Origin of the sequence: Leyella stercorea DSM 18206, from assembly GCF_000235885.1 — a bacterium.
Taxonomy (GTDB): Bacteria; Bacteroidota; Bacteroidia; order Bacteroidales; family Bacteroidaceae; genus Prevotella; species Prevotella stercorea.
In genome coordinates, this window is record NZ_JH379471.1 from 27,018 (window position 1) to 49,880 (window position 22,863).

18 protein-coding genes are annotated in these 22,863 nt (G+C 45.7%); 8 read left to right on the forward strand and 10 right to left on the reverse strand.

The genetic code is table 11. The annotated features are described in order from the left end of the window. The first annotated feature begins 121 nt into the window (after nt 1-121). From HMPREF0673_RS12230 to HMPREF0673_RS14610, 3 genes are read left to right on the forward strand one after another with little or no spacing between them, the layout of a single operon-like run. Nucleotides 122-1,138 carry a hypothetical protein gene (locus HMPREF0673_RS12230; RefSeq protein ID WP_007903044.1) on the forward strand — a complete coding sequence of 339 codons (1,017 nt, stop codon included), beginning with the start codon at nt 122-124 and terminating at the stop codon, nt 1,136-1,138. Then, nucleotides 1,131-1,628, forward strand: coding sequence for a Fic family protein (locus HMPREF0673_RS12235; RefSeq protein ID WP_007903045.1), 498 nt, complete (start codon nt 1,131-1,133; stop codon nt 1,626-1,628). The genes HMPREF0673_RS12230 and HMPREF0673_RS12235 overlap by 8 nt, the downstream gene beginning before the upstream one ends. Nucleotides 1,629-1,640: 12 nt before the next feature. Beyond that, nucleotides 1,641-3,239 (forward strand): restriction endonuclease subunit S, encoded by a 1,599-nt coding sequence (locus HMPREF0673_RS14610; RefSeq protein WP_007903047.1) that lies wholly within the window; start codon nt 1,641-1,643, stop codon nt 3,237-3,239. Here the strand turns inward: HMPREF0673_RS14610 and HMPREF0673_RS13965 are convergent. Further along, nucleotides 3,219-4,499, reverse strand: a complete 1,281-nt coding sequence (locus HMPREF0673_RS13965) for a restriction endonuclease subunit S (protein ID WP_245544256.1) — start codon at nt 4,497-4,499, stop codon at nt 3,219-3,221. The genes HMPREF0673_RS14610 and HMPREF0673_RS13965 overlap by 21 nt on opposite strands. A gap of 99 nt (nt 4,500-4,598) precedes the next feature. Between HMPREF0673_RS13965 and HMPREF0673_RS12250 the strand changes: the two genes are divergently transcribed. Continuing rightward, complete coding sequence (locus HMPREF0673_RS12250; RefSeq protein ID WP_040596996.1) at nt 4,599-5,402, forward strand: tyrosine-type recombinase/integrase; 804 nt, start codon at nt 4,599-4,601, stop codon at nt 5,400-5,402. 227 nt (nt 5,403-5,629) lie between these two features. Here HMPREF0673_RS12250 and HMPREF0673_RS12255 read toward each other — a convergent pair whose 3' ends face one another. The 5 genes from HMPREF0673_RS12255 to HMPREF0673_RS12275 all read right to left on the reverse strand — a co-directional run bounded on the left by HMPREF0673_RS12255 (nt 5,630) and on the right by HMPREF0673_RS12275 (nt 13,574). Next, entirely contained in the window at nt 5,630-7,045 is a 1,416-nt protein-coding gene (locus HMPREF0673_RS12255; protein ID WP_007903057.1) for an MFS transporter, read from the reverse strand. Between the two features lie 183 nt (nt 7,046-7,228). Next, on the reverse strand, nt 7,229-7,591 hold the full coding sequence (locus HMPREF0673_RS12260; protein ID WP_007903058.1) for a four helix bundle protein: 363 nt from the start codon (nt 7,589-7,591) through the stop codon (nt 7,229-7,231). Between the two features lie 76 nt (nt 7,592-7,667). After that, nucleotides 7,668-9,836: a S9 family peptidase gene (locus HMPREF0673_RS12265; protein ID WP_007903059.1), complete on the reverse strand. Its 2,169-nt coding sequence runs from the start codon at nt 9,834-9,836 to the stop codon at nt 7,668-7,670. Between the two features lie 194 nt (nt 9,837-10,030). After that, a complete protein-coding gene (gene yidC, locus HMPREF0673_RS12270; protein ID WP_007903060.1) occupies nt 10,031-11,929 on the reverse strand; it encodes a membrane protein insertase YidC in 1,899 nt (632 codons plus the stop codon). Nucleotides 11,930-11,954: 25 nt separating this feature from the next. After that, the gene (locus tag HMPREF0673_RS12275) at nt 11,955-13,574 is read right to left on the reverse strand and encodes a CTP synthase (protein WP_007903062.1); all 1,620 of its coding nucleotides are present in this window, start codon (nt 13,572-13,574) and stop codon (nt 11,955-11,957) included. 155 nt (nt 13,575-13,729) lie between these two features. On the opposite strand from HMPREF0673_RS12275, the gene HMPREF0673_RS12280 reads away from it, so the two are divergent. From HMPREF0673_RS12280 to HMPREF0673_RS14420, 4 genes are all read left to right on the forward strand, one after another. Then, the gene (locus HMPREF0673_RS12280; protein ID WP_007903064.1) at nt 13,730-14,998 is read left to right on the forward strand and encodes a DUF3078 domain-containing protein; all 1,269 of its coding nucleotides are present in this window, start codon (nt 13,730-13,732) and stop codon (nt 14,996-14,998) included. Between the two features lie 185 nt (nt 14,999-15,183). Beyond that, nucleotides 15,184-16,302: an MORN repeat-containing protein gene (locus HMPREF0673_RS12285; RefSeq protein ID WP_050805010.1), complete on the forward strand. Its 1,119-nt coding sequence runs from the start codon at nt 15,184-15,186 to the stop codon at nt 16,300-16,302. Between the two features lie 64 nt (nt 16,303-16,366). Beyond that, nucleotides 16,367-18,418: an alpha amylase C-terminal domain-containing protein gene (locus HMPREF0673_RS12290; RefSeq protein ID WP_007903067.1), complete on the forward strand. Its 2,052-nt coding sequence runs from the start codon at nt 16,367-16,369 to the stop codon at nt 18,416-18,418. Nucleotides 18,419-18,707: 289 nt separating this feature from the next. Further along, on the forward strand, nt 18,708-19,580 hold the full coding sequence (locus tag HMPREF0673_RS14420; RefSeq protein WP_245544257.1) for a DUF6057 family protein: 873 nt from the start codon (nt 18,708-18,710) through the stop codon (nt 19,578-19,580). A 51-nt stretch (nt 19,581-19,631) separates the two neighbouring features. On the opposite strand, the gene HMPREF0673_RS12300 is transcribed toward HMPREF0673_RS14420, so the two are convergent. From HMPREF0673_RS12300 to HMPREF0673_RS12315, 4 genes are all read right to left on the reverse strand, one after another. Beyond that, nucleotides 19,632-20,297, reverse strand: coding sequence for a 4'-phosphopantetheinyl transferase family protein (locus tag HMPREF0673_RS12300; RefSeq protein WP_007903071.1), 666 nt, complete (start codon nt 20,295-20,297; stop codon nt 19,632-19,634). Between the two features lie 5 nt (nt 20,298-20,302). Beyond that, a complete protein-coding gene (gene gldE, locus HMPREF0673_RS12305) occupies nt 20,303-21,592 on the reverse strand; it encodes a gliding motility-associated protein GldE (RefSeq protein WP_007903073.1) in 1,290 nt (429 codons plus the stop codon). A gap of 91 nt (nt 21,593-21,683) precedes the next feature. Then, complete coding sequence (locus HMPREF0673_RS12310) at nt 21,684-22,106, reverse strand: single-stranded DNA-binding protein (protein ID WP_007903075.1); 423 nt, start codon at nt 22,104-22,106, stop codon at nt 21,684-21,686. A gap of 117 nt (nt 22,107-22,223) precedes the next feature. Next, nucleotides 22,224-22,778, reverse strand: coding sequence for a hypothetical protein (locus HMPREF0673_RS12315; RefSeq protein WP_007903076.1), 555 nt, complete (start codon nt 22,776-22,778; stop codon nt 22,224-22,226). Nucleotides 22,779-22,863: the final 85 nt, after the last annotated feature.

Sequence of the window (22,863 nt, forward strand, 5' to 3'; positions counted from 1 at the left end):
CCTGCCGAACTGCTTGCCGACTATTTCAAGAAGCGCAAGGCTCTTGACCATGAGATAGACAAGACATTGGCTGAGATACAGCGTATCTTGGGAATAGAAATAAATATTGAAGAGTAATACAATGAAGGATTTAACCATATCAAAGATAGAAAGGCTAAACGTGTTGAACAACCGTTTCGCAATAGAAAAGATACAAAAGACATTGGACATTACTGGTATGATGTTCGATGGAGAATACCGTTTTACAAAAAAAATGGTGGCCGATTTCTATGAAGTTGAAGAAAGAACAATTGAAAGATATCTTGAGAATTTCGGTTCTGAATTATCTGACAATGGATATGTCTTATGTAAAGGTAAACGCCTGAAAGACTTAAAGTTACAATTTGCTCCCGTCATCAATGTCGGGAGCAAAACTACCCAACTCGGCTTGTTTAATTTCCGTTCATTCCTTAATATCGGAATGTTGCTTACGGAGAGTGAAAAAGCGAAGGCTTTGCGTAGTGCCATTTTGGATCTTGTGATAGCTACGATAAATGAGAAAACAGGTGGCGGAACAAAATATATCAATCGCCGTGATGTGAACTATATTCCAGCAGCTATCACTGAAGAGAACTATCGGAAGAACCTAACATCCGCAATGAGCCAATGTGTGGGTGGACACAAAACCTATAAGTATGCACAAGTAACTGATTGGATATACGAAGCTGTGTTCAAGGAAAATGCCAAAGAATACAGAAAGGTTCTTTCTCTTGACTCAAAGGACAATGTGCGCCATACACTCTATGCCGAAGTGTTGCTTGTCATATCTTCATTTGAGAATGGTATTGGTGCTGTTATACAGCACCAATACAAGGAAAATGGAGGTAGATTGTTATCAATGGACGAGGTAAAACAAATTGTTGACGACTTGGCAGAGCATCCGATGCAAAAGCCTTATCTTAATGATGCTCGTATCAAGATGGCTTCACGTGATTATAGCTTTCGTGATGCCTATCATGGCAATATAGCCGAATACCTCAGAGCGGTAACACCAGAAGAATTTGAACGTTTTATTGGAGACCAGTCAATAGATTTTGACAGAATTCTTGAAGATAACAAGGATGTCTTGAAACGATTAAAGCAAGCTGACAATGAGTAATGAAGTAAAATATATCAGTTACGAAGAAGCTTTAAATGTCTATAATAAGATGATAGACGCAAGTGAAGGCGGCTTTGATGGAGTAAGAGATGAAGGTGGCATCCTTGCTACTCTCGACTTTGTACAAAATGATATGTACTATCCCGATTTTTCCGACAAGCTATCTTATTTGGTATTTAAGTTTTGTTCTGGTCATTACTTCAATGACGGCAACAAACGTATAGCTTTGACACTTGGAGCATATTTTCTTTACAAGAACTCATATGTTTGGCAAGCAACAATCTTTATGCGTCAGATGGAGTCAATCGTATATCATGTCGCAGCCTCAAACATTGATCAAGATTTGCTACTTCGCATAATGACTTTCTTTATGAAAGGGGAGGACTATGACGAAGAGTTGAAGATTGATATTGCAAACGCTATGAGTGATGGAGATTTAGGAATAAAAGGTGAAGATTACGAAATTACAGATGAGGATGATAATTTCTAAACGGCATTTAAGATGAACGGAAAGCAATTAAAGAACAGCATATTGCAATGGGCGATACAGGGCAAGCTTGTACCGCAAGACCCTAATGACGAACCTGCAAGCGTATTGTTTGAAAAGATTCGTCAAGAGAAGGAACGCTTGATAAAAGAGAAGAAAATCAAGCGCGACAAGAACGCTTCTATCATTTACCGTGGTGAGGACAATTCATATTATGAGAAGATACTTGCCACAGGAGAAGTGAAATGCATCGACGAGGAGATACCGTTTGAGATACCGCAGGGGTGGGAATGGTGTAGAGTTTCATCCCTTTTCCAAATAAATCCAAAGGTAGTTGCTGAAGACAATACATCCGCAGCATTTATTCCTATGGAAGCAATTTCCGCAGGATATGGCTCTGAATTTAGATATTACGAGAAGAAATGGGGTGAAGTAAAGTCTGGCTACACCGCTTTTGCAGACAATGATATTGCATTTGCAAAAATTACCCCTTGTTTCCAAAACAGAAAATCTGCAATCTTTGAGGGTTTGCCTAATGGTATAGGAGCAGGAACGACAGAGTTGAAAATATTGCGTACCTATGGTGAGACTATAAATCGTTGGTTCGTTTTGTACTTTTTGGAGTCTCCTTATTTTATTGATGAAGCGACATTCAAAGGAACTGCAAACCAACAACGTATAATCGTAGGTTATCTGGAAAACAAATTATTTCCTATTCCTCCTTTATCTGAACAAGAGCGTATTGTAGATAAGATAGGATTAGTGATGCCGATTATTGATAAATATTCAAAGTCACAGGAACTTTTAGATAAGATGAATGTGGAACTTAATGAGTTTTTGAAAAAATCTGTATTACAAGAGGCAATACAAGGAAGACTCGTTCCGCAAATAGCGGAAGAAGGTACAGCGCAAGAGCTGCTTGAACAGATAAAAACAGAGAAGCTGAAACTCGTCAAAGAGGGCAAACTAAAGAAGTCTGCCCTCAACGATTCTGTTATCTTCCGTGGTGACGATAACAAGTATTATGAGCAAATAGACAACAGCCCAGTTTGTATAGACGACTTTTTGCCGTTCCAAATACCCGAAACATGGACTTGGTGCAAGGTCAAAGACTTGTTGGAAATACAGACAGGTGCATCGTTCAAAAAAGAGCAAGCAAACGCAAATAAAAAAGGCATTAGAATATTGCGTGGTGGAAACATTCTACCCAATAAGTATATATTCAAAGATGATGATGTCTTTGTGTCAGAGGAGTTTGTCAATGCGAATACCATTCTAAAGAAGAATTGCATCATTACTCCTGCTGTAACAAGTTTGGAGAATATTGGTAAAATGGCAGTAATAGAAAAAGACTACAATAATGTTAGTGCTGGCGGTTTTGTATTCATCATTAGCCCATACATTCAAGACTTTAATCATTCCTTGTTACTTGCCTATTTCCTTCAAAGTCCATCTCTAATTGAGACTATGCAAGGTATAACGAAAAAATCTGGTGCTGCTTTCTACAATCTTGGAAAAGAGCGGCTAAAAGAATTATATATTCCATTGCCTCCTCGAAAAGAGCAGCAACGCATTGTTGCTCAAATAGAAAGACTATTTGAGCAACTGCGTTAATTGCTTGATTTTATCAATTATACGCTCTTGTTCATGCACAGGTGGAATACCAATAATAAGACCATATAAAAGATCCTTGTTGAGGTGTGGAATTGCTGCACCTTTCTTGGAGTTGCGCAATGTCTCTTTATAGAACTGTATGAAAGCCAAAACATAAGGTTCGTACATTGAGGAACTTATCCACAACTGTTTGAATGTACTACCCATATAGCCATCTTGTGGTACGGTGAAAACTTCGCCTGAGTTTTCACCGTCCACAAGTACTATATTGTCACCCTTATAGACAAGTTTGCCTTGTTCTATAATCGTTTCGGAACTTTTACCACGCAAGTATTTTGCATCTAACAAGCATTGCTTGCCTGTGGTTTTTAAGCCGTCTGTTAGTTGGCAAATTGTACTTAATCTGGATATTGACCAAGAATTAGGAAACTCAAAAGTAGCCTCTACTTCAGATATCGTATTTCCTATTTGCTCATAATACTTGTTATCGTCACCACGGAAGAAAACAGAAGTAGCTAAGGCAGACTTCTTTAGCTTGCCTTCTTTCACTAATTTTTGCTTCTCTTTTTTTATCTGTTCGAGCAATTCTTTTGCTGTACCTTCTTCTGTAATTTGTGGTACAAGTCTCCCTTGAATCGCCTCTTGCAGAATGGATTTTTTCAAACACTCAGATAGTGAAACGTTGAGCAAATCAAGGTTATATTGGGAAATAGAATATTTATCTACACTTGGTAGTACTTCCTTAATTTTGTCAACAATCCGCATTTGCTCCTCAAAAGGGGCAATAGGAACTAAAAGCTGAGATACCTTTTCAGCATTAATGTTACATTGCTGAACCCCAATAGTCTTGACTTCCTTACAATAGGAACGCACATATGGCGATGAAAAAATATAATTCAGATACTCAGAGTTAGTCTTTATAGGACGAAGTAAAATAAGATATCCTGCGTAAATAACATGCCTGTTTCCTTTGAATATTGCTGTCTTCCCGACCAGTTCAGCACTATTTGTTCTATTGAACAACAAGTCTCCATCTTGCAGTAGATATTTTCTATTATCCTCTACATTATTGCTAAAAACTAATTTGTCATAAACCACTTTGCCATCTTGAATGTTACCCATTCGTAAAACAGGAACATCTCCATTTGATAATGATTTACTTGATGTTCCATATTTGGGCGGATAAATAACACCTCTCAATCTACACCATTCCCACCCCTGTGGTATTTCAAACGGTATATCTTCATCAATGCATTTCACCTCTCCCGTAGCAAGTATCTTCTCATAATATGAACTAAGCGCACAACTTTCCGTGATATATTAATGGGGAATAGTCCTCAAAAACAAAATCATTTTATCATGGTAGAAAAGTTTAAAGAATTCCTTGTTCAGGCGAACATGGCAAAGAACACTGTTTCGGCGTATGTTTATGCTGTGAACGATTTCAATTCAAGACACTCGCAACTGACAAAGAAAGAGTTGTTGTTTTACAAGGCTTATCTAATTGAGACGTTCAAGCCAAAGACCGTGAATCTTCGCATTCAGGCTTTGAACAAGTATCTGGAGTTTGTTCGCAAACCTAAATTGCGCTTGAAATCTGTTAAGGTTCAGCAGCGCACTTATTTGGAGAATGTAATTAGTAATGCTGATTATACGTTCTTGAAGAATAAGCTAAAGAGGGATAACAACATGGAATGGTATTTTGTAGTGCGTTTTCTTGCAGCTACAGGTGCAAGAGTTAGCGAACTTGTTCAGTTGAAGGTAGAGCATGTAAATGTGGGCTATTATGACATTTACACAAAGGGTGGGAAGATAAGACGCTTGTTTATTCCGAAGAAGCTTCGTGAGGAAACATTGGTATGGTTAAGCAAGAATGATAGAGACAGCGGCTATTTGTTTCTCAATCGTTTCGGCGAGAGAATAACAACACGTGGCATAGCGCAGCAGTTGAAGAACATTGCTGTAAGATATGGCCTAAATCAAAAAGTTGTATATCCGCATTCTTTCCGTCATAGATACGCCAAGAACTTCTTGGAGAGATTCAATGATATTTCTCTGTTGGCAGACTTGATGGGACACGAAAGTATAGAGACTACTCGCATATATCTTCGCAGAACAGCAAGTGAGCAGCAGGACATTGTTGATAAAATTATCACATGGTGATCACAGAAAAATGTTGCTGCAAGTAGAATAAGCTGGCAGATACGTCTTTGAACCTGAAATAAAGGCTGGAAGATATCCTCAAAACTGAGATATCTTCCAGCCTTTATTGTGTTAATAGTGAGTTTGTTGCGGCGATTCTGGGAGATATGGTAGATATTTTCACGTACATTGTTTTTATAGACAATCTATATCAACATATCACCACATCACCATTACAACTTGCACGTTTACTGCTTGATGTTCGGCTGCTCAAGACCGAAGCCTCTCTTCTTGTCGAGTGCCTTCAGATAGATGGCGAAGAGGAGGGCGAGAACACCGAAGCTTGCGAAGACGAGCAAAGGCACGGTGTAGTCGTAAGGGATGAACTCGGCACCGGCTGCCTTAGCTGCGATAACCGCAGGGTTGTCGGCATTGGTAGAAGCGAGGAGGTTGCCGATGAGCTTCGGAACGAAGCAGAGACCGATGTTCTGCACCCAGAAGATGAGACAGTAAGCCGAGCCGAGAATCTTCTCGTCGATAATCTTAGGAACGCTTGGCCAGAGAGCGGCAGGAACGAGAGCGAACGAGATGCCGAGCAATACGATGGTAGAGTAGGCGATGACGGGGCTCTTTGTTGCCGGCAATACGAAGGCGAAGACGAGGTGGCAGCAGATGAGGAGCAATGCGCCGCCCATGAGCATCGTTGCACCCTTACCCTTGCGGTCGAGGAAGTTGCCGAGGAACGGAGTGATTACGGCTGCACCAATCGGGAACCAACGGAAGATGTTAGAGGCTGCTTCGGCAGAGATGCCGTCGAGGTTGCACTGCAGCATGTTGGCACCATAGCGCTGGAATGGGAAGATGGCAGAATAGTAGAGCACGCAGAGCAGAGCCACAATCCAGAACACCTGAGAAGAGAATATCTTGCCGAGGTCGCTGAACTTGAACTCTTCCTCCGGGTCGGCAGCCTCTTCAGTTACGCCCATCTGCTTGTCGAGTGCCTTGTCCATGAAGGTGAAGACGATGAAGGTGATGAGGCCGATGAGGAGGAGCACGGTGCAGAACGCTACCGGAGCTACTACTGTGCCGAAGTGGTTGGCGATGATCGGCGAGATAGAGAAGATAGCGAACACGCCGACGCGTGCGATAGCCATCTCAAGACCCATAGCGAGAGCCATCTCCTTGCCCTTGAACCACTTTGCGATTGCCTTGGAAACGGTTGTGCCTGCCATCTCGCAGCCGCAGCCGAAGAGCATGAAGCCGAAGCAAGCCATCTTTGCGCTTGCAGGGAGGTCTACCCACCAAGAGTTGAGCCACTCGGCAAAGGCGGTCTGAGCGAACCAGTCGGTGATGCCGATGAACTTTATGAGTGCGCCGATGAACATCATCGAAGCTGAGAGCACGCCGGTGAAGCGTACGCCCATCTTGTCGAGGATAACGCCGGCGATGATGAGGAAACCGAAGACGTTAACGAGATACTCGGATGCTGCATAGGTACCGAAGGTGTCCGGGCCCCATCCCTTCTGCTTCTCGATGAGTGCCTGAATTGGTGACATTACATCGACGAACATGTAGCCGAAGAACATCATGGAAGCGATAAGGACAAGGGCTGTCCAGCGTGCCCATGCCTTGTCGTTCAATAGTTGATTTACTTTTTGAACCATTTCTTAAATTATTAATTATTAATTTTTAATTTCGTTGCGCTTTCTTAAATTATTAATTATTAATTTTTAATTATTAATTTCGTTGCGCTTCTTAAATTCTTAATTTTTAATTCTTAATTATTAATTTCGTTGGTTTTTAAATTTTTTATTTCGTCGTCCCTGGCAATTACCAATTAATAATTACTAATTATTTCCTGGTTTCATTGTCTTTGTTATCGACGATAGGAATTTTCCAATCTCTTCAGAGTCTTCTTTTATAGACAGATATTGTTTCTCGTTTAAATAATCTGTCCTGTATAGAAGCTCTATCCAGTATTGGGTCTCTCTGCATTCTTTCGAAGCTATGTATATCTTCGAAACGAAGTCGGCTCGGCTTATTGCCGATTTTGATTCGGCAATGTTGGCTCCGATGCTTGTGCCGGAGCGTAGGAGTTGTTTGCTAAGCACATACTCCTTTTTCTCTTCGCACAGCCACTTGTAAAGATTTACAATCCTTACAGCAAAAGCCATCGCCTTGTCGTTCAACTTTAAACCAGCGTCATTCATTAGATACACCTATTATTGAATACCAAAGAGTGCGGAACACCCAACAATTAATAATTAATAATTAAGAATTAATAATTTACTTAAGCCACTTGTCGAGCCATCCGAAGAAGGTGCGTTGCCAGAGCACGCCGTTCTGCGGTTTGAGCACCCAGTGGTTTTCGTCGGGGAAGATGAGAAGTTCGGCTGGGATGCCGCGCAGACGTGCTGCGTTGAATGCACCGAAGCCCTGGTTGGCGTTGATGCGGTAGTCCATCTCGCCGTGGATGCAGAGGATAGGCGTATCCCACTTGTCGACGAACTTATGCGGCGAGTTCTCGTAGGTGCGACGTGCGCGGTCGGTCATATCCTTGTTCCAGTAAGCGTCGTCGTACTCCCAGTTGGAGAACCATGCTTCCTCGGTGTCGGTGTACATCGACTCGAGGTTGAAGGCTCCGTCGTGGGCGATGAACGCCTTGAAGCGCTTGTCATGGTGACTCGCAAGATAGTAGACCGAGAAACCGCCGAAGCTGGCACCAACGCAGCCGAGACGATCCTTGTCGACGTAAGGCAGGTTGTTGGCAGCGTCGTCGATAGCCGAGAGGTAGTCGTCCATGCACTGACCTGTCCAGTCGCCCGATACAGCCTCGTTCCACTCAGAGCCGTAGCCTGGCAGACCGCGACGGTTAGGAGCGATGACGATATAGTCGTGAGCTGCCATAATCTGGAAGTTCCAACGGTAGCTCCAGAACTGGCTTACGGGGCTCTGCGGTCCGCCCTCGCAGAAGAGCAGCGTAGGATACTTCTTGTTAGGGTCGAAGTGAGGTGGGAGGATTACCCAAACCTGCATCTGCTTGCCGTCAGTAGTCTGCACCCAGCGCTCCTGCACCTTACCCATCTCGAGCTGGTCGTAGAATGCCTTGTTTTCGAAGGTGAGTTGCTGCACCTTTGTCTTCTTCGTGTCCTTGCCTGGTGTGACGATGTAAAGCTCGTCCGCCTGCGATATACTGTGGCGCGAAGCGAGAATCTTGCCCGTGTTGCCGAGCATCTGAAGAGAACCGAAGTCCATCCAGTCGTCGGTGAGCTGACGCACCTGACCGTTGAGGTCGGTTTGGTACATGTTTACACAAGCGTGCCAACAACCAATGAAGTAGAGATTGCGTGAGTTGGGTGCCCAGCAGAAAGCATCTACGTTAGAGTCGAACTGCTCAGCTACGTAAGTCTTCTCGCCAGTGAGGAGGTTATAGACACAGAGGCGGTTGCGGTCGCTCTCGTATCCGTCGTTCTTCATCGACTGCCATGCCACGTACTTGCCATCGGGCGAGAACTGCGGGTTGGTGTCGTAACCCATGTTGAGGTTGGTGCCTTGATTGTTAAGACGCTGAGTCTTCATGGTTTTTGTGGCGTTGTAGGGGATGGGCTTGTAGCCGGCTGGCTTACAGAGGTTCTTTGTCTTGCCGGTCTGTACATCGTAGAGATAGATGTCAGAGTCGGTAGAAGTGGCGTAGTCGACACCCGTCTTCTTGCGGCATGTGTATGCAATCGACTTAGAGTCGGGGCTCCAAGCGAGCTGCTCAGTACCTCCGAACGGAGCCATCGGACACTCGAACGGTTCGCCCTCGATGATGTCGGTACCATCGTCGATGCCGTCGGCTGTGACATCAGCCACGAAGGGGTGAGCAATGGTCTCCACGTAGTGGTCCCAGTGGCGATAGTTGAGGTCGGTGACGAGTCGGCCCGAAGCCAAAGGCAGGTCGTCGGGGTTCTTCTTGATGCTCTCGTGGTAGGGGAGCGACTTGATTAGGATAACCTTCTTCTCGTCGGGCGAGAAGATGTAGCCCTCGATATCTATTTCCGACTTGGTGAGTTGTCGGCGGTCTGTGCCGTCAGCGTTCATCGACCAGAGCTGTCCGCCGGTGAGGAACGCGATGCGCTTGCCGCCATCAATCCATGTAGCGTCGGTTTCGCTTGCAGCGGTTGTTGTCAGGGCGCACTGTTTCTTGCCGTCGGAGCTTACGGTGTAGAGCATCTGGTGGCTCTTGTTCTGCTTCACGCTGTAGTAGCCCACCTGGTAGACAACCGTCTTGCCATCGGGAGAAGCAGCAGCACCGCCGATGCGTCCCATAGCCCAAAGCGTCTCGGCATTCATGCGGTCGCCGTTAGCGATAGCTGCAACGTCGGTAGTCTTGCCAATCATAGTCTGAGCCTCCGAGTTCAGGCTGGCGCAACTGAGTGTGGCTGCGACAGCGAGTGATAAAGCTTTGTTCATAAGTGATAGGTGTTAAGATTATGTGATGTTGAGGTGTTGTGATGTTGAGGTGTGTATTAAAGTTGAGAGTTGAGAGTTGAGAGTTATGATTACCAATGATTACAATTGATACTATACATTATTATTGTTGCATATCATAACTCTCAATTCTCAACTCTCAACTCTCAATTTGAAAAACTCTCAATTATAGAATATTAAAGTCCTTTGCGCTTGCGTTCGAGTTCTTCGCGCTTGCGCTGCAGCTCCATCTGCTGCTCCTGCATAGCCTGGAGGCGTGCAGCGAGACCGCTCATCTTCTTCGGGTTGTCCTTGTTCTCCTTGTACTTAGCCTCAAGGATAGCGAGGAGCTTCTCGTCGTTGGTAGTCTTGCGGAGAATCCACATGATAGCAGCACTGAAGAAGAGCGAGATGAAGTAGTAGAAGTTAAGACCTGCCGAGTAGTCGTTGAACATGAAGAAGAACATAACCGGCATGAGGAACATCATCCACTGCATCATCTTCATCTGTTCAGCCTGCTGGCCTACCATCTGGTCGCGCTGTTGGCGCATTGTCATCCACGAGTAGAGGATGTTGGCCACGCAGAAAAGGATACATGTGAGCGAGAGGTGGTCGCCGATGAGCCAGAGGTTCGTGTTCCACTCGATGATGGGGTCGTATGTAGAGAGGTCGTTAATCCAGAGGAAGCTCTCGCCGCGCAGCTGGATAGCGTTAGGTACGAAGTTGAACATCGCAATCCAGATAGGCATCTGTATGAGCATCGGTAGACAGCCCGCCATCGGACTGACACCGTACTTCGAGTACTCCATCATCATTGCCTGCTGTTTCTGCATCTGGTCCTCAGGCTTGTTGAGGTGCTTGGTAGCCTCTTCGAGTTTCGGCTTCAGCACACGCATCTTTGCCGACGACATGTAGCTCTTCTTCACCATAGGATAGGTGATGAACTTCAGAAGCATCGTGATAAGGATGAGCACGATACCCATGTTGATGTTCAGACCGGTGAGGAAGTCGAAGACATAGATAGTAAACCAGCGGTTGATGATGCGGAAGAGCGGCCATCCGAGGTAGACGAGGCGCTGCATCTCGAGGTCCTTGCCGAATGTAGACTCAGCCTCGACGCGCTTCAGCAAGCGGAAGTCGTTCGGACCGAAGTAGAAGTCGAACTCAGACGGAGTCTTTCCGCTCGGGTCGAAGAATGTCTTCATCTTTGCCTCGTACTGCTTGAGGTTGCCCGAGCCCTTCTCCTGCGGCACGCTTGTCATAAGCGAGTTCTCGGCGAAGTTGTTCTTGGCGATCATCACAGCCGAGAAGAACTGGTTCTTGAAAGCCACCCAGTCGATCTTCTTCTCGATGTTCTCGTCGGTGATGCTCTTGGCCTCTGACAAATAGTCGGTGCCGCCGTCCACCTTGTGATAGGTGAGCGAAGCGTAGCGGTTCTCGAATGTGAAGCCGCGTTCCTGCTGACGGCACATCTCTTTCCACTGTACGTCCATCTGGCTTGCAGACGGTGCGAAATCGTTAGCCATGCCTACGGTCTGTAGCTTGGCGTGCAGCATATAGTCGCTGCCGAGCACATAGTTGATGACGAGCTCCTTGCCGTCACCGGCTGTAGCGGTCATCGTGACAGTAGAATCGGTCTGGTTAGACGGTGTGAAGTAGAGGTCGGCAGTGTTGATGTTTACCTCCTTGGCAGCCAGTGCGAAGTTGAGGCTCTGCGAAGAGCTGTCGAAGAGCGTCACGTTACTGTTATCATTGTAGTCGGTGAAGTTCTTGATAACCGCCTTTGACACTACGCCACCCTTGGTGTTAAGAGTAAGCTCTACACTGTTGTTCTTCAGTACCACGTTTGTGGCTTTGCCTTTGAGTGCGGAATGGAAAAGCGCAGTTGTGTCAGCCTCAGCAGCCGCTTGGGCTTGGGCAATCTTCTGTTGAGCTGCCAGTTTTGCAGCATTTTCGGCGTTCTTGCGAGCCACGTTCTCTATCGAATCCTGACGTGCTGTAGCCGCTTTCTCCTCAGCAGAGGGCTGGCTGTAGATACTGTATCCGATGAAGACCGCAGCCATAAGCACGGCACCGATGATGTTGTTTTTGTTCACTTTTAAAATTGTTATTTGATTAATATTATTTCTTCTCTGCCGCAGCCTTGTTCTCTATAGCAGTCTTCACGAAGTCGACAAAGAGTGGGTGCGGATGGAGTACTGTACTCTGGTACTCGGGGTGGAACTGCGTTCCGATGTACCACTTGAGGCCCGGAATCTCTACGATCTCCACGAGGTCGCTCTCAGGGTTGCGTCCCACGCACTGCATTCCGCTGCGTTCGAACTCCTTTTGAAAGTCGTTGTTGAACTCGTAGCGGTGGCGGTGGCGCTCCTGTATGTGCTCCTTTTTATATATACTGAACACGCGCGAATTCTGACGCAGCACGCACTCGTATGCACCGAGACGCATTGTGCCACCCATGTTCGTGATGTTCTTCTGTTCCTCCATGATGTCGATGACATTGTGTGGAGTCTTCTCATCCATCTCGCGACTGTTGGCGTCGGCATAACCGAGCACGTTGCGTGCGAATTCGATAACCATCATCTGCATACCGAGGCAAATGCCGAATGTGGGTATGTTGTGCGTGCGAGTGTAGTGAGCTGCCACAATTTTTCCCTCGATGCCACGCTGTCCGAAGCCCGGGCATATCATCACGCCGTCGAGACCGGCGAGCTTTTCGGCTACGTTCTCCTCGGTGAGGAACTCTGAGTTGACGAACGAGATGTTCACCTTATGGTCGTTGTAGGTGCCGGCGTGAGAGAGACTCTCGCGTATCGACTTGTATGCGTCCTGCAGGTCGTACTTGCCCACAAGGCCGATGTTGACGGTCTGCGTGGCGTTCTTGCGACGCTCGAGGAACGATCGCCACGGACCCAGCGACGGAGTCTCGCCGACGGGTACGTCCATCTTGCGTAGTATTGCTGTGTCGAGGCCCTGGTTCTGCATGTTTACAGGCACCTCATAGATGCTTGGCAGGTCTTCGCTCTGTATCACGCAGTCGAGGTCGACGTTGCAGAAGCTTGCCACCTTCTTCAGAATACCCTCTTCGAGGTGCTTCTCGGTGCGTAGGATGAGGATGTCGGGCTGTATGCCCACGCTCTGCAGTTCCTTCACGGAGTGCTGTGTTGGCTTTGTCTTCAGCTCGCCGGCAGCCTTCAAGTAGGGCACGTATGTAAGATGAACGTTGATGGCGTTCTTGCCCATCTCCCATTTCATCTGTCTGATTGCCTCCATGAATGGTGCACTCTCAATGTCGCCGATAGTGCCGCCTATCTCGGTTATCACGAAGTCGTAATGATACTTCTGTCCGAGCAGCTTCACGTTGCGCTTGATCTCGTCGGTTATGTGCGGCACAACCTGGATAGTCTTGCCCAGATAGTCGCCACGACGCTCCTTGTCTATAACCGCCTTGTAGATGCGTCCTGTGGTCAGCGAGTTGGCTTTAGTGGTCTGTATGCCTGTAAAGCGTTCGTAGTGACCGAGGTCGAGGTCGGTTTCCATGCCGTCAACGGTGACGTAGCACTCTCCGTGCTCGTAGGGGTTGAGTGTTCCAGGGTCGATGTTAATGTAAGGGTCAAATTTTTGGATAGTGATGTTGTAACCTCTTGCCTGCAAGAGTTTACCGATTGACGCCGAAATGATGCCTTTACCAAGCGAAGACACAACGCCGCCAGTCACAAATATGTACTTTGTTTCAGCCACGGTGATATTATTTGTTAAGAATTAAATTCTAAATTATCCAACAATACAAGATGCAAAGTTAGTATAAAAAAGCGAAATGCACAAAGTTTTTAAATTATTATTCTTACCTTTGCACCATCTTTATAAATATCGTAATATTAACAACAAACCGATACATGAAATTGAAATTGTTCTTGCTCGCAGTGTCTACGGTTTTCGCACTGCCAATGGATGCTCAGTCGCGTTTGCGCAGTACAAGAGTTCATAATACAGATACCCTCCCCGCATTGGTGAAGCAGTATATGGATTCGCTCAAGGTGACTAAGGCGAATATTGATTCGACTGTGGTGGAGGCAAACACTAACGATGGCAAGTATTATCGTCTGTTCGCACCGCTCACATTCTATCATGGAGTGTCAGAGAATATGTTTGCATTGGAGAAGAATGGTGACGAACAGGATCGTACGCTCGCTAATATATACCTTAATCGTCCAGACTTGGTGCGCAACACACAGAGGCAGCTTGACCTTGTAGGCCCAGTGGTAAACCCGTATCCTGAGAGCGTTACGCCAGAGACGGAACTCGCCCATAAGGTAGTGGCTAAGGCTGATGATGCCGACATAGAAGCGCCGGTGGATATCTTCGTGGCAAAGCCGAACTTCTGGAAGCTAAGTGGTAACTACTCGTTGCAGTTGTTCCAGAACTACGTTTCGGATAACTGGTACAAGGGCGGCGAAAGCAACTATTCTATGCTCGGAACTGTCACGCTACAAGCTAACTACAACAACAAACAGCGTTTCCGTTGGGAGAACAAGCTGGAGTTGCGCCTCGGTCTGCAGAACTCGAAGGGCGATACACTGCACACTGTGCGTGCTTCGGAAGACCTCATTCGCTACACCGGCAAGGTGGGCTTGCAGGCAACGAAGCGTTGGTATTACACCTTCCAGCTTATTGCAAGCACACAGTTTATGCGTGGTTTGAAGAGCAACGACCACACTGTTTACTCCAACTTCCTCTCACCGCTCTACATTAATCCCTCTCTTGGTATGGACTACAGCGTAGACGCGCTGAAAGGTAAACTGACAGGTTCTATTCACTTGGCTCCAATTGCTTATAACCTTACATATATCAAGGACAGCAAGATGGCATCGCGCTTCAGTGTGGATGAAGGCAAGCATACGAAGTACGACTTCGGTTCGGAGGTGACGCTCGACTTGGCTTGGAATATTGCTAATAACATTTCGTGGAAGACACGTCTATACGGATACACCTCATATAAGCGTGTGCTGGTGGAGTGGGAGAACACCGTAACGTTCATCTTTAACAAATACATATCGAGCAACATATTTATCTATCCGCGCTTCGACGACGGAGCAAAGCGTGGCAAGCATGGCTATATGCAGATGAAGGAATTTATTTCGCTCGGCTTCAACTACGGCTTCTAAATAGTCAGAGGTTACTCAGTTGAGAAATTAAACTATCTGGAGGGTGTGCATTCAATGTTTCTACGCAAACATTGAATGCACACCCTCCTTTTTTACAAACTCGGGTGAAAAAGTCTTAATTCATTTTGTATTCTCATATTTATTTGATAATTTTGGCGTTAATTACTAATATTATAAGCATAAAAGTGAAGAAATATATATTTGCATCTATTCTTGCTTGTTCGTTGTCGTTTGCTGCGAACGCCCAAAAGATTACGCTTGGCTCATGTGTCACGCATGATGGCGCACAGTATAAAGGACAGTTGCAAGCAGGAAAACCCCACGGAAAAGGCTCTGCTCTGTTCGAGAACGGCGATACCTACGAAGGCGAGTACGTGAAAGGTAAGCGTCAGGGTGAAGGCATTTACACCTTTTCTGATGGTGAGAAATACGACGGCGAATGGTTTCAGGATCAGCAGCACGGATACGGTACATTTTGGTTTATAAATAACAACAAGTATGTCGGTATGTGGTATCGCGACTATCAGCAAGGTCATGGTGTAATGTACTACTACAATGGTGATAAGTACGATGGCTATTGGCAGCAGGACAAGCGTCAAGGCAAGGGCAAGTACACCTTTGCTGGTGGTGCCTATTACGAAGGCAACTGGAAAGACGACCAGAAGTCGGGTAAGGGATTCTTTGCTTGGGGCGACGGCACAACATACGATGGTATGTGGCTCAACAACCAACGTTCAGGAAAAGGCGTAAACAAATACGCTGATGGAGATGTGTACACGGGCGAATGGCTTAATGACATACAGAACGGTAAAGGTATCTACCGCTTTCAGAACGGTGACGTGTACGAAGGCGACTATGTCCAGGGCGAACGCACCGGTATGGGCATATTCCGCTACAAGAATGGAGACAAGTACACAGGACACTTCCTCGAAGGTGACAAGGATGGTCAGGGAACATTCGCATGGAAGAATGGTGACATCTATGTAGGTCAGTGGAAGAAGAACAATCAGAATGGACATGGCAAGCTGACAAAGCGCAATGGCGATGTGTACGAAGGAACCTTCAAAAACGGAATGATGGACGGACAGGTGATAATACACTACGCCAATGGAGCCAAGTTTAAAGGCATATATCGCAATGGTAAGCGTAATGGAGCTGCCATCGAGGAGACAAAAGACGGCATAAGGTTTGAAGGAACCTACGCTAACGATAATCGAGACGGCAATTTCGTAGAGAAAGATCGCAACGGAAAGGTGACAGCACGCGGACACTATGAACATGGACGACGATACGTTGACAAGTAATGGTGCATATCGCTGATTATAACAAATACATGGATTATCTTAAAATACAATAAATCACTCAACTATGGCAACAAAAACAAAAAGCACAAAGGTGGCTAAAAAACCGGCTGTAAAACACATCGGACTTGTGAAGAATGATGCCTATCTACAGCCTTATGAGGATGCTATACGTGGCAGACATGACCATGCCTTGTGGAAATTGAATGTATTGACCAACAATGGAAAAACGAAGTTGACAGATTTTGCCAACGGACATAAATATTACGGCTTGCATAAGACAACACGCGGTTGGGTCTTCCGTGAGTGGGCACCAAACGCTACAGCTATCTATCTCGTGGGCGACTTCAATAATTGGGAGGAAAACGATAAATATAAGGCTAAACGCATTGATGAGGCAGGTAACTGGGAACTTAAACTGCCAACAAAGGCAATGAAACACGGTGACCTTTTCAAGATGCACGTTTATTGGAATGGTGGCATGGGCGAACGCATCCCTGCATGGGCAACACGTGTGGTGCAGGATGAGGAGACAAAGATTTTCTCGGCGCAGGTGTGGAACCCAGAGCCATACGAATGGAAGAAGAAGACGTTCAAACCGAACAAGTCGCCACTGCTCATCTACGAGTGTCATATAGGTATGTCGCAGGATGCTGAGAAGGTTGGCACATATAACGAGTTCCGCGAGAACGTGCTGCCACGAGTTAAGGCAGACGGCTACAACTGCATACAGATAATGGCTATTCAGGAACATCCTTACTACGGATCGTTCGGCTATCACGTAAGTTCGTTCTTCGCCGCTTCTTCGCGTTTCGGAACCCCCGAGGAACTAAAGGCACTTATCGACCAAGCACACAAGGACGGCATCACCGTAATCATGGATATCGTTCACTCGCACGCTGTGAAGAACGAGACAGAGGGATTGGGCAACCTCGCTGGCGACCCTAATCAGTATTTCTATCCCGGTGAGCGCCATGAGCACCCAGCTTGGGACTCGCTCTGCTTCGACTACGGCAAGGACGAGGTGATGCACTTCTTACTCTCTAACTGCAAGTACTGGATGGAGGAGTTCCATTTCGACGGTTTCCGCTTTGATGGCGTGACTTCAATGCTCTACTATAGTCATGGTTTAGGCGAGGCGTTCTGCAACTACGGCGACTACTTTAACGGACATCAGGACGATAACGCCATCTGCTATCTCACTCTTGCCAACCTGCTTATCCACGAGGTTAACCCACAGGCTATCACTATCGCTGAGGAGGTGAGTGGTATGCCGGGTCTTGCAGCCAAGTTTAAGGACGGTGGCTACGGCTTCGATTATCGAATGGCGATGAATATACCTGACTTCTGGATAAAGACCATCAAGGAACTTCCCGACGAGGCATGGAAGCCAAGTTCTATTTTCTGGGAGACAACAAATCGTCGCTCGGACGAGAAGACTATCAGCTACTGCGAGAGTCACGATCAGGCACTCGTTGGTGATAAGACTATAATCTTCCGACTTATCGACGCTGATATGTACTGGCACTTCCGTCGTGGCGACGAAAACGACCGCGTGCATCGCGGCATCGCACTGCATAAGATGATTCGCCTCGTTACGGCTTCTACTATCAATGGTGGCTACCTCAACTTCATGGGCAACGAGTTTGGACACCCAGAGTGGATAGATTTCCCACGCGAAGGCAATGGTTGGAGCCATAAGTATGCACGCCGCCAGTGGAACCTCGTGGATAATCCTGACCTCGATTACAAGTTCCTCGGTGACTTCGATCACGATATGCTGCAAACACTGAAGCTTGAGAAGAACTTCCAGAAGACTCCTGTGCAGGAAATATGGCACAACGATGGCGATCAGATTCTCGCTTACATGCGTGGCGATCTCATCTTCGTGTTCAACTTTAGTCCGACACGCTCGTTCACCGACTACGGATTCCTCGTGCCGACAGGTTCTTATGACGTGGTTTTGAACACCGACGCGAAGAAGTTCGGTGGTAACGGACTCTCAGACGATAGCATTACTCATCTCACCAACTATGATCCAGCTTACGTATCTGAGCATAAGGAATGGCTGAAGCTGTACATCCCAGCACGTTCGGCTGTTGTATTGAAAAAGAATTAGAATAAGGCAGAGGAGAGGGTTAATGAAAAATCAAGGATTGTTGACACGCGTGATGTGTACGTTTGTGTTCACACTATTCTGCTTTTACTATCTTTACTGCTATCAAGCCGATTTGCTTACGGTGATGCAGCACGTATTATCACAAGGACAGACCCACTACAACCATTTTGTGGGGGCTGTCCTGATAACGCTTGTTGTGTTGCTCATACAAATTGGTGTTGTTAGAATATTACAACGGAAACGGTTGGCATGGGCACTGACGTTCGTACCTTCCGCTCTTTGTCTGATAATGCTTACCAATATTGGGGTGTCTCCCGATTGCGGAACGCTCGCGTTTGGTGTGTGGCGATATATTGCGCCAGTGCTGATAGTTGTTTTTTTCTTGATTGTATTTGGGGTGAACAATAGCGGTGTGCTCGATTCGCTGCCACGAGTTTGGAGCAATCCAATAAGAGAGTTATGGTTAAATCTTCTGATTTTGACCATACTGATGCTCACAATCTGTTTTGTCAGCAACGACGATAAGTATTTTCATGCACGTATTCATGCTGAGCAATGTCTTCTTGATGGCGATTATGACGCAGCCTTAAAGACTTTGCGTCGATACGATGTGAGCGACCGCAATATCTCTATGCTTGCCACGTATGCACTGGCTAAAAAAGGAGAACTTGCTGAACACATGTTCGATTATCCGGTTGTGGGTGTTGACGCAATGCTTCCAAACGGTAAGGATATCAAGTTCGAGCTTTATCCCGAGTACCAGCTTTACGTATATCTCGGAGGACGCTACAAGCAGACAATGAATGCACGTCAGTATATTAATTTCCAGCGTCGCATTAATCGTGTCAACAAACCAATGGCCGACTATGTGTTGTGTGCGCATCTGTTAGATCGCAATCTGGATGCTTTCGTTGCTGACTTAAAGAAGTATTATGAGGTGAACGACTCGGTAACGTTGCCACGCCATTATCGTGAGGCACTTACGCTGTATATGCATACGCACACTGCGCCTGCTATAATATATAAGGATAATGTAGGAGCAACTGACTATGAGGACTATCAGCTCTTGGAGCGTAAGTTCGACAACGAACACGATAAGAAGAATGCACTACGGCGTATGTTTGGCAATACTTATTGGTATTACTATGATTATCAAAAATAAAAAACGTGTATGGCAGTTATGTCATACACGTTTTTTATTTCTTTGATTTTATTATAATGTGTAGGTGAGGACGAATTTTTCGTTCTGCATATACATTATGTCTTTCAGTGTGCCTCGTTTAAGATTGAAGTTTTCAAACGAACCCTCCGATGATATTGTCTTCAGTTTGGTTTGCATTTCGTTAAATATCAGTTTCTCTTCTGAGAAGTACTTATATAGAGTTTCCTTTGCACACCAGCAGAGCAATAACGCTGTTTGTGTATCGTAACAGTCTGTCTGCGATGCTATATTTGTTTGAGGTGATGATGGATTGCTCGTCTTTATCAATTCCTTCAGCATATCTTGTTCCTGCTTCGTAAGAAATTTGTCAACGATTCTGAACACGCGATTGTTGCGATATTCAATATCAACAGCTACGTTCTTTCTCTTCGATATTATGATGCTTGCATAGCCTATGGTGTGGCTGATGCTGATGTTGTAGCCATCAATCGTAGGCTTACCGTCTGCATTGTGACCTATAATGAGGTCGGTTCTGCCTGTTATGGCATGGAGTAGAGCATATACAGCTACGGTTTCTGTCTGTCTTCTTGCGCACTTCTGTTTTAGTTCGTTACATACCATTTGCGGACAAACCTCATCTGTATGAAGTTCGTCCGCAATCTTCCACAGCCCGAGCCGTGTGTCGTTGTCTATATTCTTTATGAATACTAATGGCATAGTTTCTACTTCTCTTTATCTGTTGTGTTGTTCTTCAGCTCGTGTATCACAACCTTTATCTTGCTTATACGGCGTTCCTCAATGCCTACAATCTCGAACGTATAGTTCTTGTAGTCGATCTTTTCGTGGATAGATAGAAAGTCGCCCTTTATTTCGAGCAGCAATCCTGCGAGTGTATCAGCGTCGCCCTCAACGTCTGCAAACTCTTCGTCATCGATGTTTAAAATCTTGCAGAAGTCAGTGAGCAAAGTTTTGCCTTCAAACAGATACGTGTTGTAGTTGAGCTTTGAGTAGTACTTGTTCTCTTCGTCGTATTCGTCGTTAATCTCTCCTACGATTTCTTCGAGGATATCTTCAAGAGTTACGAGTCCGCTTGTGCCACCAAACTCGTCCACAACGATAGCAATGTGTATCTTATTCTCTTGAAACTCGCGCATCAAGTCGTCAATCTTCTTCGTCTCTGGTACGAAGTAGGGTGGGCGGATGAGGCTTTGCCAGCGAAAGTTGGCAGGCTTTGAGAGGTGAGGCAGGAGATCCTTAATGTAGAGAATGCCACGAATATTGTCGGCATTGTCCTGATAGATAGGAATGCGACTATAGTTATTCTCCACTATGCTCTTCAGTACATCTTGATAGTTGGAGTGAATATCGAGTGCTACGATGTCCTGACGACTTGTCATCACCTCCTTAGCTGTCTCGTCGCTGAAGCGTATAATACCCTTCAACATACTCTGTTCGTCCTTAATATCCTCCTTATCGGTCAACTCAAGAGCCTGTTCCAAATCGTCAACACTGAGTACATGGCTTTCCTTTTGTACCACCTTCTCTGCTAATATGCCACTACGCAGCAGTATGTTCTCCATAAACCAAAACAACTTACGGAATACCATGATGCCACCTACAAACTTACGACAGAATCCCAACGGGTTTTGACGACTGTACACTTTTGGCATAATCTCGCCAAAGAGTAACAGAAGGAAGGTTAAGAGTACGGTGAGCGACAGAAATTGCAACCAATATGCTTTCTCGCCGAAGTGTATGAGGTGAGAGAAAATGTAGTTGCAGAGCATGATAATCGTCACATTCACGAAGTTGTTTGTGATGAGTATCGTGGCGAGTGTGCGTTCGCTGTCTTCACGCAGCAACTTAATGTTACGATCGCTTGCAGTCTTGGCTTCGTTCACCTCAGCCATGTCTGATGGTGAGAGACTGAAAAATGCAATCTCTGAGCCACTTGCGAATGCAGAGAGTCCCATGAGTACAATTGTCAGTATAGCAGCTATGATGACACCCATTGTTGGAGGGACGAAGTAAACGTCTGCCAACGACTCGTGTATAAGATTGATATAAGTTTCCAAAGCGTTGTTGTTTGTTCGTTTTTATTGTTTAGAATGGCAATTTGTCTTCATCATCGCTTGTCGCCATTGTTGTGTTTGACGATGATGTAGTAGTGGCTGTTTCGGTTGCACTATTTGTAGTAGGGCGTGGTGTGAGGAGTTCCATGTTGTCGGCATACACCTCGGTGATGAAGCGTCGCTGACCTTTTTTGTCGTCGTAATAACGGTAACGTATCTTGCCTTCTACGTAGAGTCTGTCGCCTTTGTGTACGTATCTCTCTGCTATCTTTGCAAGATTTCCCCACATTACTATGTTATGCCAATCGGTGCGATCGGGCACACGTGTGCCGTTTTGTAGTTGATAGCCACGTTCTGTTGTAGCAAGTGGAAACTGCGCTACAGCCTGGTCGGCATCGTAGTATTTCACATCGGGGTCTTTTCCGACATTTCCTATAAGCATTACTTTGTTCATAGTAGTATTGTTCCGTTTAAAGCAAATAAGGGTGTTCTGCTCTATACAAACAGACACCCTTTATCTTGTTTCTCTATATTCTTTTATTCTTTGTTTGCAATATTAATCAGCGTAGCCCTATTTCCACATACCAAGATATTTGTAGTGGAAGTTCTTTCCCTTTGCAGAAGGGAATTGTGAACGGCTATCAACGCGTCCGCGCAGGTGATCGACCATTCTGTTGTAGCAGTCCTGACCAGAGTTCGCCTTGCATCTCACAACGAAGTGAGTGTCGCGGTACTCGTGCTTGCCAGTTGTAGGCACAAGAACAACACGCTTGAAGTCGAGTTCGCCTTCGTACCAACCAGGACGTTCCTCGTTGAGCTTTGTTGTGACAGTTGCCACCATTTCGTGTTTTTCTGCAGCAGGACTATTCTGTGGTGCAGAGTGCAATGCTTTCTTTTGCTTGAAGTCGAGCATTGTAGCAGCAGTTGTCTTGATTATGATAAAATAAACGCGTGGACGGATTTTATATCTTTTAGGATAGTACACTTCGCTATTTGCGTAATCGCGTACATCAGCTTCGAGATTAGGTGTCATACCTATTTCTGGTATAGAGCGCAAAAAGTCTAATGCTTCTTCAACATTATATACCAATGTCTCTTTGTCAAAATATCGGAGATATAAATTCATTAATGTCGTGTTTTTTGTTTTTCAAAAATAACATTCTTAAAATATAAGGATAGAAGAGCGGCAAACGGGACTTGAACCCGCGACC

Bases quoted from the DNA above. Each gene is read 5' to 3' on its own strand.
- HMPREF0673_RS12230 (WP_007903044.1), top strand. From the start codon at position 122: ATGAAGGATTTAACCATATCAAAGATAGAAAGGCTAAACGTGTTGAAC.
- HMPREF0673_RS12235 (WP_007903045.1), top strand. From the start codon at position 1,131: ATGAGTAATGAAGTAAAATATATCAGTTACGAAGAAGCTTTAAATGTC.
- HMPREF0673_RS14610 (WP_007903047.1), top strand. From the start codon at position 1,641: ATGAACGGAAAGCAATTAAAGAACAGCATATTGCAATGGGCGATACAG.
- HMPREF0673_RS12250 (WP_040596996.1), top strand. From the start codon at position 4,599: ATGGTAGAAAAGTTTAAAGAATTCCTTGTTCAGGCGAACATGGCAAAG.
- HMPREF0673_RS12255 (WP_007903057.1), bottom strand. From the start codon at position 7,045: ATGGTTCAAAAAGTAAATCAACTATTGAACGACAAGGCATGGGCACGC.
- HMPREF0673_RS12260 (WP_007903058.1), bottom strand. From the start codon at position 7,591: ATGAATGACGCTGGTTTAAAGTTGAACGACAAGGCGATGGCTTTTGCT.
- HMPREF0673_RS12265 (WP_007903059.1), bottom strand. From the start codon at position 9,836: ATGAACAAAGCTTTATCACTCGCTGTCGCAGCCACACTCAGTTGCGCC.
- HMPREF0673_RS12280 (WP_007903064.1), top strand. From the start codon at position 13,730: ATGAAATTGAAATTGTTCTTGCTCGCAGTGTCTACGGTTTTCGCACTG.
- HMPREF0673_RS12290 (WP_007903067.1), top strand. From the start codon at position 16,367: ATGGCAACAAAAACAAAAAGCACAAAGGTGGCTAAAAAACCGGCTGTA.
- HMPREF0673_RS14420 (WP_245544257.1), top strand. From the start codon at position 18,708: ATGCTTACCAATATTGGGGTGTCTCCCGATTGCGGAACGCTCGCGTTT.
- HMPREF0673_RS12300 (WP_007903071.1), bottom strand. From the start codon at position 20,297: ATGCCATTAGTATTCATAAAGAATATAGACAACGACACACGGCTCGGG.
- gldE (WP_007903073.1), bottom strand. From the start codon at position 21,592: ATGGGTGTCATCATAGCTGCTATACTGACAATTGTACTCATGGGACTC.
- HMPREF0673_RS12310 (WP_007903075.1), bottom strand. From the start codon at position 22,106: ATGAACAAAGTAATGCTTATAGGAAATGTCGGAAAAGACCCCGATGTG.
- HMPREF0673_RS12315 (WP_007903076.1), bottom strand. From the start codon at position 22,778: ATGAATTTATATCTCCGATATTTTGACAAAGAGACATTGGTATATAAT.